The organism is Methylobacterium sp. 1A, assembly GCF_058072805.1.
The window spans coordinates 257,474-272,630 of record NZ_JBYQVE010000002.1 but is presented as its reverse complement, the minus strand read 5'-3'; the positions used below and the strand labels follow the sequence as shown (position 1 = coordinate 272,630).

13 protein-coding genes and 1 other RNA gene are annotated in these 15,157 nt (G+C 72.4%); 9 read left to right on the top strand and 5 right to left on the bottom strand.

The features are described from left to right. Positions 1-11 precede the first annotated feature (11 nt). Positions 12-1,310 (bottom strand): VpsF family polysaccharide biosynthesis protein, encoded by a 1,299-nt coding sequence (locus tag ACX9MN_RS21280; protein WP_056531666.1) that lies wholly within the window; start codon positions 1,308-1,310, stop codon positions 12-14. Next, a complete protein-coding gene (locus tag ACX9MN_RS21275) occupies positions 1,307-3,412 on the bottom strand; it encodes a GumC family protein (RefSeq protein ID WP_091679205.1) in 2,106 nt (701 codons plus the stop codon). Before ACX9MN_RS21275 ends, ACX9MN_RS21280 begins: the two co-directional genes overlap by 4 nt. A gap of 426 nt (positions 3,413-3,838) precedes the next feature. Here ACX9MN_RS21275 and ACX9MN_RS21270 point away from each other — a divergent pair, with 426 nt between their 5' ends. The 7 genes from ACX9MN_RS21270 (at position 3,839) to ACX9MN_RS21240 (ending at position 8,684) form a co-directional block, all read left to right on the top strand. Further along, positions 3,839-4,093: a hypothetical protein gene (locus ACX9MN_RS21270; RefSeq protein ID WP_020090689.1), complete on the top strand. Its 255-nt coding sequence runs from the start codon at positions 3,839-3,841 to the stop codon at positions 4,091-4,093. Positions 4,094-4,162: 69 nt separating this feature from the next. Further along, positions 4,163-4,319, top strand: a non-coding RNA gene (ssrS, locus tag ACX9MN_RS21265) — 6S RNA. Next, on the top strand, positions 4,309-4,926 hold the full coding sequence (locus ACX9MN_RS21260; RefSeq protein ID WP_489725344.1) for a 5-formyltetrahydrofolate cyclo-ligase: 618 nt from the start codon (positions 4,309-4,311) through the stop codon (positions 4,924-4,926). The genes ssrS and ACX9MN_RS21260 overlap by 11 nt, the downstream gene beginning before the upstream one ends. A 3-nt stretch (positions 4,927-4,929) precedes the next feature. Then, entirely contained in the window at positions 4,930-5,748 is an 819-nt protein-coding gene (locus tag ACX9MN_RS21255; protein ID WP_012322254.1) for a TIGR00282 family metallophosphoesterase, read from the top strand. A gap of 207 nt (positions 5,749-5,955) precedes the next feature. Then, positions 5,956-6,945 (top strand): flagellar motor protein MotA, encoded by a 990-nt coding sequence (locus ACX9MN_RS21250; RefSeq protein ID WP_489725343.1) that lies wholly within the window; start codon positions 5,956-5,958, stop codon positions 6,943-6,945. Continuing rightward, positions 6,945-7,958 carry a peptidoglycan -binding protein gene (locus ACX9MN_RS21245; RefSeq protein ID WP_020090686.1) on the top strand — a complete coding sequence of 338 codons (1,014 nt, stop codon included), beginning with the start codon at positions 6,945-6,947 and terminating at the stop codon, positions 7,956-7,958. Before ACX9MN_RS21250 ends, ACX9MN_RS21245 begins: the two co-directional genes overlap by 1 nt. Positions 7,959-8,237: 279 nt before the next feature. Further along, positions 8,238-8,684, top strand: a complete 447-nt coding sequence (locus ACX9MN_RS21240) for a methyl-accepting chemotaxis protein (protein WP_267965782.1) — start codon at positions 8,238-8,240, stop codon at positions 8,682-8,684. Between the two features lie 72 nt (positions 8,685-8,756). Here the strand turns inward: ACX9MN_RS21240 and ACX9MN_RS21235 are convergent, their stop codons facing one another. Then, entirely contained in the window at positions 8,757-10,601 is a 1,845-nt protein-coding gene (locus ACX9MN_RS21235) for an ABC transporter transmembrane domain-containing protein (protein WP_020090684.1), read from the bottom strand. 240 nt (positions 10,602-10,841) lie between these two features. Here ACX9MN_RS21235 and rpmE point away from each other — a divergent pair, with 240 nt between their 5' ends. Continuing rightward, complete coding sequence (rpmE, locus tag ACX9MN_RS21230) at positions 10,842-11,090, top strand: 50S ribosomal protein L31 (RefSeq protein WP_012322259.1); 249 nt, start codon at positions 10,842-10,844, stop codon at positions 11,088-11,090. A 355-nt stretch (positions 11,091-11,445) separates the two neighbouring features. Continuing rightward, positions 11,446-12,228, top strand: coding sequence for a MetQ/NlpA family ABC transporter substrate-binding protein (locus tag ACX9MN_RS21225; protein ID WP_489725342.1), 783 nt, complete (start codon positions 11,446-11,448; stop codon positions 12,226-12,228). A 66-nt stretch (positions 12,229-12,294) separates the two neighbouring features. On the opposite strand, the gene rcdA is transcribed toward ACX9MN_RS21225, so the two are convergent. Together rcdA and ACX9MN_RS21215 are read right to left on the bottom strand one after the other, a co-directional pair. Continuing rightward, positions 12,295-12,825 carry a protease adaptor protein RcdA gene (gene rcdA / locus ACX9MN_RS21220; protein WP_020090682.1) on the bottom strand — a complete coding sequence of 177 codons (531 nt, stop codon included), beginning with the start codon at positions 12,823-12,825 and terminating at the stop codon, positions 12,295-12,297. A gap of 179 nt (positions 12,826-13,004) precedes the next feature. Beyond that, the gene (locus ACX9MN_RS21215) at positions 13,005-15,140 is read right to left on the bottom strand and encodes a TonB-dependent receptor family protein (protein ID WP_489725341.1); all 2,136 of its coding nucleotides are present in this window, start codon (positions 15,138-15,140) and stop codon (positions 13,005-13,007) included. Between the last annotated feature and the right edge of the window lie 17 nt (positions 15,141-15,157).

Genomic DNA, 15,157 nt, shown 5'->3' with positions numbered 1-15,157 from the left:
ACTGCGCCCACTCAGCCGCGGCGCGGAAGGGGCGGGAACAGGACGATGAGCATCAGGGCGAACTTGGCGAGCAGGGTCGTCTTGCCGGCGAGTCCCTCGAACGTGTTGACGAGGATCACGAAGGCCAGGATCGGGAGCCAGACGCCGCGCCGGCAATCCCGCGCGATCTCCGCGAGGTAGAGCCCCACCGCGATCACCAGCACCCCCGTGACCAGGATGCCGTGGTAGAGCACGGCCGAGATGATCGAGTTCTCGATGCCCCATTCCAGGCCGTAGATCCGGCGCAGCGTGTTTACCTGCAGGAAGTCGGGGGCGAGCAGGAGCTGCCGGAACGGGATCGCGTCGAACACCGTGAGCATGTCGACCCGGGCCTGCGCGCTGCCGCCGTCCGAGACGAACCGGTCCAGCAGGGTGTCGAAGAACCCGGCCGAGGCGAGGACCGCGACCAGCACGGGCAGCAGCGTCAGGGCGAAGCACGCGCAGGCCGCCGCCGCCAGCGGGACGCGGCCGGTGCGCAGGGTGCGGTTCAGGGACACGAGCCCGACAGCGCCGCCGAGGATCAGCGTCGTGACGGTGGCCGAGCGGCCCCCGAACGTGACCAGGGCGACGAGCTGGAGGACGATCATGGCGGCGCGCGGCATCGGCGCCAGGCGGCCGCCGCCCTTGGCCAGCGCCAGGATGTAGCACGCCGTCATGGTCGCGTTGGCCAGCGGGTGGCCCTGGAGGGCCGCCGAGCGGGTGTCGGACTCGAACGCCACGCCGTCGAACCGGTAGGGGAAGAAGCGCTGGCCGCTCGCGAGCTCGAACAGGCCGAGCAGGGCGTTGGCGAGCATCACGAGGTGGAAGATCGTCTCCAGCCGCCCGAGCGTTTCGGCGTCCCGATCCATCAGGAGGATCGGGACGAGGCCGGCGAGCACGAAGGTGTCGATGGAGCCGGCGAGGCCCGCGCCGCCCCGGGCCGCGATCAGCGCGAGCAGCAGCACGCCGCAGGCGGCCAGGAGCACGCTGGCCGGCCGCCGGTTCAGCGCCCCGGCCACCGGGATCACCGGATTGCCCGCGCGCATCAGGGTCCAGCCGATCAGGACGACCGCCAGGTAGGTGGCGGGGTGGATCTTCGAGGCGGCCGAGCCGGTGATCCCCTCGTAATTGAGGCCGAGCACCCACAGGAGGCCGCCCGAGACCCCGACGAGGAGCAGGGCCCAGACCGACAGGGCCACCGATTCCGCCCGCAGGAGAGCGCGCAAAACCGGGCCCGTGCGCGCCGCCGGATCGTGGCGGCGCGCGAAGCCGGTCTGCCGGAGGGTCCTCATGCCTTGCGCCGGGTCAGGAGCAGGGAGCCGGAGATCGGCCGGCCCAGCGCCTCCGACGTGTCGACGAGGTCGATCAGGTCGCGCTGGCGCGTCGCGCCGTTGCAGGCGACGAGCAGCAGCCGGTCGGCGGCGGCCGCCAGGGGACCGAGCCGCAGGTTCTCGGTCAGCACGCCGCCGTCGACGAGCACGAGGTCGAAGCGTCCCTTCACGCCCGCGATGAAGCGCTCGACATTGGTGGGGGTCAGGGCATCGCGCAGGGGCTTCTCGGTGTCGCCGAGCCCGACCCGGCGGGCGCCGGAGGCCGGGTCCGTCCGGGTCACGGCGTTGAGGCTCTGCTCGCCGCGGAGCACGTCGAGGAGGCCGCCGGTGCCGGAGCCGTCCGCCCGCAGGTCGGCGTCGACGCGCAGGACGCGGTCGCCGCGCGCGACGGCGACCGCGGCGAGCAGCCCGATCACCGCCTGGCGCTCGGCCTCGTCGGATTCGCCCGAGGTGACGAGCAGCGCCAGCGCGTGGCCGCTCGCGCCGGAGGTCGCGGCCAGGTGGTCGAGGGTGAGGCTCGCGGCGCTCGCGCTCGCGCCCCGCGGCCGCAGGCCGGGCAGCACGGCCACCACCGGGGCGTTCGACAGCCGCTCCAGCTGCCGCGGTGAGAGCACGGTCGGCGCCAGGTATTCCCGCGTCAGCGCGAGGCCGGCGCCGAGGCCGAGGCCGCCCGCGAGGGCGGCGGCGACCAGGATCAGCCGCGGCGGCCAGCTCGGATCCTGCGGCGGCCGCGCCGCGGTGATGATCCGGGCATTCGAGCTGTCGATGCTGGTCTGCTCCTTGATCTCCCGGGCGCGCACCAGGAAGGCGTTGTAGACCGAGCGCGCCGCGTCGACCTCGCGCTCGAGCTCGCGCTGCTGCACCGACGACTGGGCGTTCACCGCCGACTGCCGCTGCAGGCGCTCCAGCTCCGCCGCGAGGGTCCGCTCGTTGGCCTGGGCGCGCTGGGCCTCGGTCTCCGCCGCGCCCGCGATGCGGTTCAGCTCGGCGTCGATCAGCCGGCGGACGTCCTGCATCTGGGCGCGCACCGCGGCGATGAACGGGTGGCGCTCGCCGAGATTGGTGCGCAGGTCCGCCTCCTTGGCGGCGAGCTCCGCGTACTGCCCGCGCAGGCGCTCGATCACCGAGGACTGGACCGCCTCCGGCATCGCCCCGGACCCGATCGCCTGCCCGCGCGCCTCCCGGATCCCCTGGAGCCGCGCTTTGGCGTCGGCGGTCCGCGCGCGCGCGGCGACCAGCCGCGCGTTCAGGTCGGTGAGCTGCTGCTCGTTGACGAGCCGGCCGCTCGACGCGATCAGGCCGTTGCGCGCCTTGTAATCCTCGAGCTTCTTGTCGGCGACGTTGACCGCGTTGCGCAGCTCGTCGAGGCGGCCGCGCAGCTCGCCCGCGGCGCGCTTGGCGGCGTCCGAGCGGGCGTCGGTCTGGTCCGTCAGGTAGGCGCTCGCGATGGCGTTGACGATCCGCGCCGAGAGGTCGGGGTCCGTCGTGGTGACCACGAGATCGATGACGAAGACCTTGTCGGCGCGCTTGACCGCGAGCCGCCGCCGCAGCTGGTCCAGCGCCCGGCCGCGGGCGTCGACCGGCCGCTCCGCCCTCGGCCCGGCCACCAGCGCGCGGAGTTCGCCGAGGACCCGCGTGACGACGCCGTCCTGCGGCGCGCCGAAACCCGGCGCGGTCGCGAGCCCGACCTGATCGACCGCCCGGCCCAGCACGGCGTCCGACTCGATCACCTTCACCTGGCTCTCGACCTGGGCGATGCCGCCGTCCGGCGACAGTCCGGCGGGGTTGACGTCGTTCGAGACGACCTGGCGGTCGCGGGGATCGATCAGGATCTGCGCGGTGGCGGTGTAGAGGGAGGGCGTGATCAGCGCGTAGGCGAGGGCGAGCAGCCCGAGCAGCAGCGCCGTCCCGAAGACCAGCCGCTTGCGCCGCCACAGGATCCGCCACAGGTCGCCCAGCTCGGCGGTGGTGTCGGGGCGGTTCGGGCCCGGACGCTCGGGATGGGCCGGCTGCACGGGGGTGAGCCACGTCGCGACAGCGATGTTATGGTCGATCTGTGCCACGATCGGTCACCGTCGTCTCAAACCTGGTCGGTCCCTCGCGGGTGCCTTCCCCACTGCAAGAGTCGCGCAGCCTCCTGACAATGGATCGGGACCGCGATCCGCGCCGGAGCGGCCCGGATGACTGGGAGCGTGGTAAATCAAATCCGCGCGGCGCGCTCCCGCGCCCGCCTCGTTCATCGCGGTCCCGGTGTTGCTGCAGCGTGTCGGCCGCGGCGTCGCATCGCGGCGGGCCGCCGAGGGACCGTCCGGATGTCCCGCACGCCGCGCTGCCGCAGCGCCCGCCGACCCAGACCCATGCGTTCAGACATCGGCGTGGATAACGCCTTCGGGCTGCTCTATTCCCCGATCGGATAAATTGTATTGGCTCTTCCGAGACGCAACAATCGCTTCAAGCTGCGATCTGTACTCTAATTCAGGTGCTCTTCCATGGAAGCGATCGGCGTCGAGGACCGGGGCGGCGGCCGGCGCGACGCCAGCGCCCGCCTGCGTCGGATCGCGGCCGCGACCGGCGTCCCGCTCGCCGCGTTCTTCGGGGCGCCGGCGCCGCGCCCGCTGGCCGAGCTCAGCGAGCTGATCGGCCTGTGGCAGTCGATCGCCGACCAGGAGGGCCGCAACGCGATCCTGGCGGTGGCCCGGGCGCGGGCCGCCGGGACGAAGGACGGGCCGGGCGGGCCGGCCTGACGGACCGGCCCGCGGATTTTGCGGCGCCCGGCCCTGGCGGGAACGCGCCGGGACCGCTACATGATGGGAGCGGGGCTGCAGAGTTCGTCAGGAGCACTATCCCCGGGGCCTTATCGACTCCCTCGGGAGCTGTCCCTGGCCTCGTCCCTGGACTTGGCCAACACGGCGCCCACCTACGCTGTAGGTTTCCCGGGATCGATCCTCCAACGGCTCACGTGGCTCCGCACCCGACCTCTCCCAGAACCGGCACCGAGGCTCCGGACGCCGCCCGCAAGGCGGAACTGCGCGCCGCGGCCCTCGCCGCCCGCGACGCCCTCGATCCCGCGACCCGGCAGGCGGCCTCGGCGGCGATCGGGAACGCGCTCCTCGCGCTGCCCGAGCTCGCCCAGGCCCGTCTCGTGGGCGCCTTCTGGCCGATCCGCAGCGAGGTCGATCCCCGGCCCGCCGCCGAGGGCCTGCGCGCCCGCGGGCAGGCCGTGGCCCTGCCGCACGTCACGCCGGACGGCCTGGTGTTCCGGGAATGGCGCGCCGGCGACGCCCTCGTCGCCGGCCGGTTCGGCCTCAGCGAGCCAGACCCGTCGCTGCCGCCGGTGGAGCCCGACGCGCTGATCGTGCCGCTCGCGGCCTTCGACCGGATCGGGCAGCGCATCGGGTACGGCCGCGGCTACTACGACGGCGCGATCGCGCGCCTGTCCCGGACGAACCCCGTCCTGACCGTCGGCATCGGCTTCGCCGCCCAGGAGGTGGCGCGGGTGCCGGCCGAGCCGCACGACCGCCCCCTCCAGTACGTGATCACCGAAGTCGGCGTGATCCGCTGCGACAGGACCGCCTGACCCATGCGCCTGCTCTTCCTCGGCGACGTCGTCGGGCGTTCGGGCCGCACCGTGGTGTGCGAGCACCTGCCGCGGCTCCGGGAGCGCTGGCGCCTCGACTGCGTGGTGGTCAACGGCGAGAACGCGGCCGGCGGCTTCGGCATCTCCGAGACGATCTGCGACGAGCTGATCCAGGCCGGCGCCGACGCGGTCACCCTCGGCAACCACAGTTTCGACCAGCGCGAGGCGATGGTGTTCATCGCCCGCCAGCCGCGCCTGGTGCGGCCGGCGAACTATCCGCCCGGCACGCCGGGACGCGGCGCCACGGTCGTGGAGACCCAGGGCGGCGCCCGCGTCCTCGTGGTCAACGTGATGGGCCGGGTCTTCCTCGACGCGATGGACGACCCCTTCGCGGCGGTGGAGCGCGAGCTCACCGCCTGCCCCCTCGGCGCGGCGGCGGACGCGGTGATCGTCGACGTCCACGCCGAGGCGACGAGCGAGAAGCAGGCCTTCGGCCACTACCTCGACGGCCGGGCGAGCCTCGTCGTCGGGACGCACACGCACACGCCCACGGCGGATCACCGGATCCTGCCCGGCGGCACGGCCTACATGTCGGATGCGGGCATGTGCGGCGATTACGATTCGGTGATCGGCATGCAGAAGGACGAGCCGATCCGCCGCATGATCCAGAAGACGCCCGGTTCCCGCTGGGAGGTCGCCGTCGGCGAGGGCACCCTGTGCGGCATCGCGGTAGAGACGGACGCGCGCGGCCTCGCCACGCGGGTCGCGGCCCTCCGCCTTGGGCCGAATCTCGAGGAGACCGCGCCGCATTTCTGGGATTAGCGCCCTGTCCGGCCCGGTGGATGCCGGTTTGGCGTAAGGCGGTCGCGGGCCGCTAAGCCTTTTGTGCGGGACTGGTCTCGATCGGCCTGGGCATAGCTCCGCGATGACCTTCCCGAGACTTGATCGCGTGCGGGCCTACCCCCACAGTGCCCCCCGAGGGGCGCCGATGGCCGGCTGCCGCGTGGTGAGATCAGGCTAGAGCGATCGATGGCCGCCCGAGAAACCGGCGACGACAAGAATGGGCCGCTGGCACAGCCCGGGATCTATCTCGGGCGGATGGTCATCTTCCTGATCCTTGTAGGCTTCCTGGCCTTCATTCTGTTCCGGCAGATCACACCGGCCTTCCTGGCCAATCCCGGGCTCAACGGGCTCATCCTCGGTGTGCTGCTGATCGCCGTCCTGATCGCCTTCGGGCAGGTCGTCCGGCTGTTCCGCGAGACCGCCTACGTCAACGCCGTCGCGGGCGGCGCGCAGGTCAAGAAGCCGCCCGCCCTGCTGGCGCCGATGGCGCCGATGATCGCCGCGCGGGCCGACGGAGCCACCCTGCCGGGGACGACCGGCTACCTCGACACGATCGCGGTGCGCCTCGACGAGGGCCGCGAGATCCTGCGCTACATCTCCGGCATCCTGATCCTGCTCGGCCTGCTCGGCACCTTCTGGGGCCTCATCGACACGCTGTCGGCGGTCGGCGGCGTCATCAAGGGCATGCGCGGCGGCGGCGATGCCGGCGTGATGTTCGACGAGCTGAAATCGGGCCTCGCGGTGCCGCTCTCCGGCATCGGTCTGGCCTTCTCGGCCTCGCTGTTCGGCCTCGCCTCGTCGCTGATCACCGGCTTCCTGGAGCTGCAGGCGGGCCAGGCCCATGCCCGGTTCCACAACGAGCTGCAGGACTGGCTGATGTCCGGCGCGGCAGCTCCGGAGTCGGCGCCGGTCGCGGCGGCAGCGACCGCGGCGCGGCCGGCCGTCGGCACGCAGGAGCTGAAGGAGGCGGTCGACCGCCTGAGCGCCCTGGTGGCCGAGGGCGGCGGCAGCCGCGCGGCGACCCAGGCGATGACCAACCTCGCCGAGGGCATCCAGGGCCTCGTCCAGCACATGCGCGCGGAGCAGCAGATGATCCGCGACTGGGTCGAGGCGCAGGCGAGCCGCGAGCGCGAGCTGAAGCAGGTGCTGGACCGGCTGGGCCGGGAGCGCGTCTAGTGGCCTCCACGGCGACCCGGACCCGGCGGACGCTCAACGTCTGGCCCGGCTACGTCGACGCGCTGGCCACGCTGCTGCTGTCGGTGGTCTTCCTGCTCACGGTCTTCGTGGTCGGGCAGTTCTTCCTGTCGCAGGAGCTGACCGGACGGGACGAGACCCTGGCCAGGCTCAACCGCCAGATCGCCGACCTCACCGACCTCCTCGCCCTGGAGCGGACGAACCGCCGCAACCAGGAAGAGGAGGCCCGCAATCTCCGCACGACGCTCGCCGGCGTCGAGGCCGAGCGCGACCGGGCCAAGGTGCAGGCCGAGGCCGCGACGGTCAGCCAGGGCGCGGCGGGCACCCTCGACAAGCAGCTGGAGACCGAGCGCGGCGCGACCCGGCGGGCGCAGTCCCAGATCGACCTGCTCAACGAGCAGATCAGCGCCATGCGCCGCCAGCTCGCCGCCCTGGAGGACGCCCTCGCGGCCTCCGAGAGCCGCGACAAGGAATCCCAGGCCCGGATCGCCGAGCTGGGCAGCCGGCTGAACGTCGCCCTCGCGCAGAAGGTCCAGGAGTTGGCCCGCTACCGGTCCGACTTCTTCGGCCGCCTGCGGCAGATCCTCGGCAACCGGCCCGACATCCGCGTGGTCGGCGACCGCTTCGTGCTGCAATCCGAGGTGCTGTTCCCGGCCGGCTCCGCGACCCTCAAGCCCGAGGCCGGGCCGGAGCTCGACCGCATCGCCGGCGCGGTCTCGGAACTCGCCAAGCAGATCCCGGCGGACCTGCCCTGGGTGCTCCGCGTCGACGGGCACACCGACGCGCGCCCGATCAGCACGTCGCAGTTCCCGTCGAACTGGTCGCTCTCGGCGGCGCGCGCCATCGCGGTGGTGCAGTTCCTCGCCGGCAAGGGGATACCGCCGCAGCACCTCCTGGCGGGCGCCTTCGGCGAGTTCCAGCCCCTCGAAGCCGGGGCGACCGAGGAAGCCTACGCCCGCAACCGCCGGATCGAGATGAAGCTCACCGAGCGCTAGCGCTGTCGGACCGCCGCGGCGCCGCAGGGGGTGTCGGCGCGCGGCCCGCGTCCGGTGACCAGTTTCGCGGCGATCTCGCTCCGCATTCCCAGGTGCATGTGCCGATCAAGCCAGCATCCGATCGTCTTACGAGAGCTTCGAACACCAGAAGCCGGAAGAGATAGGCGGTAATTGTTCCGGCGGGCGTTGATTTCTCCTGTGCGCGCCGCAGCTCTGCTGGATTAACGCATCGTTATCCTTGACGTCCCATGGTGCGGACGATCCAGGGAGACCGTATCGATGTCGAAGCTCAGCCTGTCCCTGAACGCGGTTCGGCCCGGAGCCGACGATCACCCCCGGCCGCACGTCGCCCTGCGGGACGAGGCCAGCGCGATCGCCGCGGCCGTGCGGGTCTTCGAGGACGGGCTGACGGACCTGCGCGCGGGCGTGCGGGCCGCGGACGACGCCGCGTCCGCCGCGGCGGCGGCCGACGCGGCGACCGGCCTCCTGGCCGGCATCGCCGGTCAGACCAGCCTGATGGCGCTCCGGGCCGCGATCGAGGCGGCCCGCGACGGCGGAGAGGGCCGGGGATTCGCGGCCGCGGCCGCGGAGGTCAGGGACCTGGCCGGGCAGATGGTGCGGGCGACCGACACGATCGTGGCCCAGGTCGGCCAGATCCAGGCCGCGGCGGAGCGGGCGCAGGATACCGCGACCCGGGGGCAGCGCCAGGCCGCGTCCGCGCACTGAGGCCGCACACCCCGCACCGGCGATCCGTCGCGCGGACGGGCGCCGGCCCGGGCGGCTCCGGGCGCGGCCCGGCTACTCGGCGACCGGCAGGCGCTCGCCCCGGCTGCGGGGCTCCTTGCCCCGCGCCGTCTCGTCCAGCGCGTCGGTGAACTGCAGGTTCGCGAGCTGGGCGTAGAGCGCGCCCTGAGCCAGCAGGCTCTCGTGGGTTCCGGTCTCGACGATGCGGCCGTCGTCGAGGACCAGGATGCGGTCCGCGGCGCGGATCGTGGCGAGCCGGTGGGCGATCACCAGCGTGGTCCGGCCCTGCATCAGCGTGGCGAGGGCGGCCTGGACGGCGCGCTCGGACTCGGCGTCCAGGGCCGAGGTGGCTTCGTCGAGGAGCAGGATCGGCGCGTCCTTGAGGATCGCCCGGGCGATGGCGATGCGCTGCCGCTGGCCGCCCGAGAGGGTCACGCCGCGCTCGCCCACCTGGGTCGCGTAGCCCTGCGGCAGGGCCGAGACGAAGCCGTGCGCGTTGGCGAGTTCGGCCGCGCGCCGGACCTCCGCCTCGCCGGCCTCCGGGCGGCCGTAGCGGATGTTCTCGGTGACGGTGCCGGAGAACACGACGGGGTCCTGGGGCACCAGGGCGATGCGGGCGCGCAGGCGCTCGGGATCGACCTGGGCGATGTCGGCACCGTCGACGAGGATCCGGCCGCCCTGCGGGTCGTAGAAGCGCAGCAGCAGCTGGAACACCGTCGATTTGCCTGCGCCGGAGGGGCCCACGATGGCGATGCGCTCGCCGGGCGCGGCCGCGAAGCTCAGCCCGCCGAGGGCGGCGTGTTCCGGGCGGGTGGGGTAGGCGAAGCGCACGTCCTCGAAGGCCACCGCGCCCCGGGCCGGCTCGGGCAGCGGCAGGGCCGGGGACGGCGCGCGGATCGCGGGCTCGGCGGCGAGGATCTCGGTGAGCCGCTCGGCCGCGCCGGCCGACATGGCGAGGTCGCCGTAGACCTCGGAGAGCTGCCCGAGGGCGCCGGCGCCGAACACGGCGTAGAGCACGAACTGCGAGAGCTCGCCGCCCGTCATCGTGTGGTTCAGGACGCCCTGGGCGCCGTACCACATCACCCCGACCACCGAGGCCGAGATCAGGAAGATCGCGACGCCGGTGAGCAGCGCGCGGGCCCGGATCGAGGCCTGGGCGGCGCCGTAGGCCTCCTCGGAGGCCGCCGCGAACCGGGCCGCCGTCGAGTCGGAGCGGCCGAAGGCCTGCATCGTCCGCACCGCCCCGACCGCCTCGGCGGCGTAGGCCGAGGCCTCGGCGAGCCGGTCCTGGGCCGCCCGGGAGCGCCGGCGCACGCCGCGGCCCGACACGATCAGCGGGAAGACGATGATCGGGATCGCGGCCAGCACCATCACCGACAGGCGCGGGCTCGTCACCACCATCATGGCGGTGGCGCCCACGAACAGGAACAGGTTGCGCAGCAGGATCGAGACCGAGACGCCGAAGGCCGACTTGATCTGCGTCGCGTCCGCGGTGAGCCGCGAGACGATCTCGCCGGACTGCGCCCGGTCGAAGAACGCCGGATCGAGCTGGGTCAGCCGGGCGAAGACGGCGCTGCGGAGGTCGGCGACGACCCGCTCGCCCAGCGTCACCACCGTGTAGACGCGGGCCGCGCTCGACAGCGCGAAGGCCGCGACGACGCCGAGCAAGGCGAGGAAATAGGCGTCGATCACGTTCGAGCCGTCGGCGGTGAAGCCGTGGTCGATGACCCGGCGCATGGCGATCGGGACGACCAGCGTCGAGGCCGACGCGCAGATGAGGGCGACGAGCCCCGCGGCGATCCGCGCGCGGTAGCGCAGGGCGAAGGGGAGGAGCGGCCGGAGGGCACTCAGCGGGGCTCTGGGTCGGCCGGCCGCGGCCGCCTTGGTCTTACGGGCCATCACGCCTCACGTGTTGTCGTTCTCCCGGTCCGCGGCGCTTGTGACCGGGGAGCGGCTGCGGTATAGGCCGCCGCTCATCCGATTGCGTGTGTTCAATGGCCGCGGGCCGCCACCACGGTCGGCTTGGACGTGCCGTTGCCACGAACCCATGGTTCGGTGCAACCGGTGACATCTTCCGCATTCCGGGCCGGGCGGCGCCTCCTGCGCTTCCCGCCGGCGTGCCAGACAGGGACCAAGGTCATGGCGAAGGACGCGGCCGCGAAGGCCAAGGGGACCGAGCACCCCGATTACCACTTCATCAAGGTCGTGATGACGGACGGTACCGAGTACCAGACCCGTTCGACCTACGGGAAGGAGGGCGACACCCTCAATCTCGACATCGATCCGCTGACCCATCCGGCCTGGACCGGCGGTGAGCAGAAGATGCTCGACCGCGGCGGCCGCGTGTCGCGCTTCAACTCGCGGTTCGGCAACCTCGGCAAGCGCTGAGCGCCGCAGCCGTCACGGCGACGCTGTTCGAGACGGGCGGTCCCTGCCGGGGCCGCCCGTTTTCGTGCGCGGCGTCGCGCGGCCGCGCGCGTTATCCACAGGACGGGTTTGCGAAGATCGCCCGGACCTTGGCGCGAACCGCGCGTCCGGATGCGTGGACGGGAACGCTTCTTCTCGGTCGGGGCGCACCCGCGGCCTCCGCGGCCGGACCCGGCCGCCGCCGGCGCATTCAAAGCGCGGCCGGGCCGTCGTATCCTTCCCCGGTCACCCGCGGTTCGCCGGAACTCCGCCGCGCGGGCGGCCCGCCTGTCCGGGGGCCGAGGCTCTCCGGACGCACTGCTAGGATCGAGATCCGATGAGACGTCTGCTGCTGCTGTTCCTCGCCCTGGTCGGTCTGGCCGCCGCGCCGGCCCTGGCCGCGGACAAGATCAAGGTCGGCATCATGGGCGGGGATGCCGAAGTCCTCTGGGCGAAGGCCAAGGAGATCGCGGCCCGCGACGGGCTCGACATCAACCTGGTGGTGTTCTCCGACTACCTGCTGCCGAACGAGGCGCTCCAGTCCGGCGACCTCGACGCCAACGCCTTCCAGCACAAGCCGTTTCTCGCCAACCAGATCAAGGCGCGGGGCTACAAGATCGTCCCCGTCGGCGAGACGATCGTGACGCCGATCGGCCTGTATTCGAAGCGAATCAAGGCTGTCGGCGACCTGAAGGACGGGGCGCAGATCGGCATCCCCAACGACCCGTCGAACGGCGGTCGGGCGCTCCTGCTGCTGCAGGCCGAGAAGCTGATCCGCCTGAAGGACGGGGTCGGCCTGCTGCCGACGGTCTTCGACGTCGTCGACAATCCCAAGCGCCTGAAGTTCCACGAGGTCGACGCCGCGCAGCTGCCCCGCAGCCTCGAGGATCTCGACGCCGCGGTAATCAACACCAACTACGCCGTCGATGCGGGCCTGATCCCCGGCAAGGACTCCATCGCGATCGAGTCCAAGGTCGACAACCCCTACAACAACGTCATCGTGGTCCGCGAGGCGGACACGGGGAAGCCCTGGGTGCCGAAGCTGGTCCGCGCCTTCCAGAACGACGCGATCCGCCAGATCCTGAAGGAGCAGTTCCCGGGCCAGTTCCCGGCGTTCTGAGCGTCGGGGCCGGAAGGCCGGCCACGCGCGGCGGCGGCGCTCCCCGGAGCGTCGCCCGGCCCCCGCTCAGCCCTCGCTCATGCGGAAGGCCATCCGCAGCAGGCCCTGCTGCGCGGCGACGGGGCTCTCCACCGGCTGGGGCGTCGGCCGGTCCTCGGCGATCAGCGCGTCGAGGTGCAGGATGCGGCTGTGCAGGCGCCGGGCCCGGAGGATCAGCTGCTGCAGGCGCATCGGCAGCAGGTTGAAATCCTGCTGCTTCGGCGGCTCGGCGGTGCCGAGCTTGACCCGGTGCTTCTCCAGGAGGGCCTCGGCCGGGGTCATCTCGCCCTCGGCGACGGCGCGCTGCACCAGGAGCCACGAGGCGATCTGCATCAGCAGCGTGGTCAGGCGCATGCTCTCGGCCGCGTAGCTGAGCGTCGCGTCCCGGGACACGAGGCGCGACTCGTCGCGGCCCTCGCCGTCGAGATAGGCGGCCGTCTCCTCGACCAGGGTCATCCCGTCGCGGAACAGCGCCTTGAAGGCTTCCGAGTTGACGTAGGACCTGCCGAAATCGACCCAGTCCTGATCGTCCCGGAACGTGACATCGAAGCCGTTCATCTGCCTCTCCTGTGCCGTCCGACGGCCCGGCTCGTTCCGATCCGGGACGCTCCGTCCGTGGCTTTCGGACGACGCCGCAATCCTAGCGCCGATTGGCCCGGACAGCAGGGTTCATGTTTTTTTAACCTTAACCCGCCGCCCGGGATCTGGAGAAGTGCCGCGGATGGCGGCACCCGCGCTCAGAACGAGGCGCGGATACCGCCGAAGACGCTGCGGCCGCTCCCGGGATAGAAGGCGGCCAGCGCGGCCGGGCCGCCCGCCGTCGCGGCGGCGTTCGCCACCACGGCGATGTCCGAGACGTAGCGGGCGTTCGTGAGGTTGCGGGCATCCACGAACAGGGCGACGCCGTCGGCGAGATCGAGGCCGGCCTCGACGCCGAGCAGGGCGTAGCCGGGCACCCGCAGGGTGTTGGCGTGATCGGCGAAGGCCCCCTGCGGCACCCAGTCGAGCGACGGCGCGACGTGGAAGCCGCGCGGGTGCCGGTAGCTCAGGACGGTGCGCAGCACGTCGGCCGGGATCCCGGCGATGCGGTTGTTGCCGAAGACCGGGTCGCCGACGAACCGGAAGTCGTTGTGGGTCCAGATCTGGGTCACGCTGAGCCCGTCGCCCGCCGCCGCGAGGTCGCGGGCGAGGTCCAGGGTGAGCGCCGCCTCGACGCCCTGGTGGACGGAGCGGGGGGTGTTGAAGGTGGCGGCCGGGATGTTGAGGCCGGGATTGGTCGCGAAGTTGATCAGCTCGTCGCGCAGGTCCGACCGGTAGAGCGTCACGTCGAAGGCGAGGCGGTCGAAGCGCCCGCGGGCGCCGGCCTCGTAGGTCCAGGCGCGCTGCGCCCGCAGGGGCACGAAGGTCGTGCTCAGCAGGTTCTGCTGCACGAGGTCGGAGAAGTCCGGCACGTCCCGGGACCGGACGACGTCGCCGAAGATCTGGATGTCGGGCCGCGGCTGCCACAGCAGGCCGACCTTCGGGTTGACGCCCGCGTAGGTCACGTCGGCGAAGCGCGGGTTCGGGTTGCCCGGCAGGCCGCCCTTGTCGCTGAAGGTCCGGTTCGACGAGAACGCCTTCGCGCCGGTCATCAGCGCCATGTCCGGCAGGAACCAGAAGCGGTTCTCGCCGTAGGCCTCGAGGCTCGAGGCGCTCTGGAGGGCGTTGAGCGTCTGCGCGCCCCGCTGCCCGCGGACGTTGACGAATTGCAGCGCGGAGTTCTGGCCCGCGAAGGCGCGCAGGCCCAGCACCACGTCGTCGCGGAAGCCGCCGAGATCGAAGGTCCCGGCCCAGTGCGGGCTGATCCCGTAGGTCCAGCCGTCCTGGTCGATCGCCTGGAAGATCGGGTGGTACAGGCTCTTGTGGATCGCCCAGGTGTCGACGTCGAGCTTGCCCACGTCGAGCAGGAACGAGGTGCGGTTCGCGATCCGCTCCGTTCCGACCTTGCGGGACTGGTTGCCGGTGATCGCCGTGGGGTTGGCCAGCGTCGGGGTCGAGAGGCTCTGGCCGAGGGTCAGGGTGCCCGGCAGCTTCTGATCGGTGAGGTAGGTGCCGAGATAGAAGCGGGTCTCGATGTCGGGCGCGATCCGGTAGCCGATATTGGCGTTGAAGTTCTTCGTGGCCTGGGCCTCGTGGGCGCGGAACCCGTCGGCATTGGTCAGCGTCGCGTTGACCAGCCCGTCGAGCGGCCCGTCGATGCGGGACATCTGCGCCTGCTCGCGGATCGTGCCGAAGCTGCCGCCGTCGACCCGCAGGATGTTGGGCGCCAGCGCGGTGTAGGCCGTGGGCGTGACGGCGTTGACGGCGCCGCCGAGCGTCGTCGCCCCGAAGGTGAGGGCGTTGCCGCCCTTGTAGACCTCCACCGAGCGCAGAGCGAGCGGGTCGACCTGATAGAAGTCGCCGCTCCCGTCCGCGAGGTTGAGCGGAATCCCGTCCTGCAGCAGCTCCAGCCCGCGCAGGTGGAAGGCGCGGGCGATGCCCGAGCCGCGGACCGACAGGCGCAGCTCTTGCCCGTAGCGCTCCTGCACGTAGACGCCGGGCACGTCCTTGAGCACGTCGCGGAGCGTGTTGGTGTAGCGGTCCTGGAGCGCCGCGGCGTCGACGAAGGCCACGGAGCCGACGGTCCCCGCGAGGGCGGCCCTCTGGCGGTCGACGCTCGGCACCGAGAGCGAGCCGCGGGTCTCGTCCGACGGCGCGTCCGTCGCGGCGGCGCCGACGACGCTGAGTTCGGACAGGGTGGCCGAGGCGGCGGACGGTGCCTGGGCCGCGGCCGGCGTCGCGCAGGTGAACAGCAGGAGCGCGGCACGTCGGCCGGCCCGGAACTGGCGGGGCATGGTGTGGGATCCGTGTC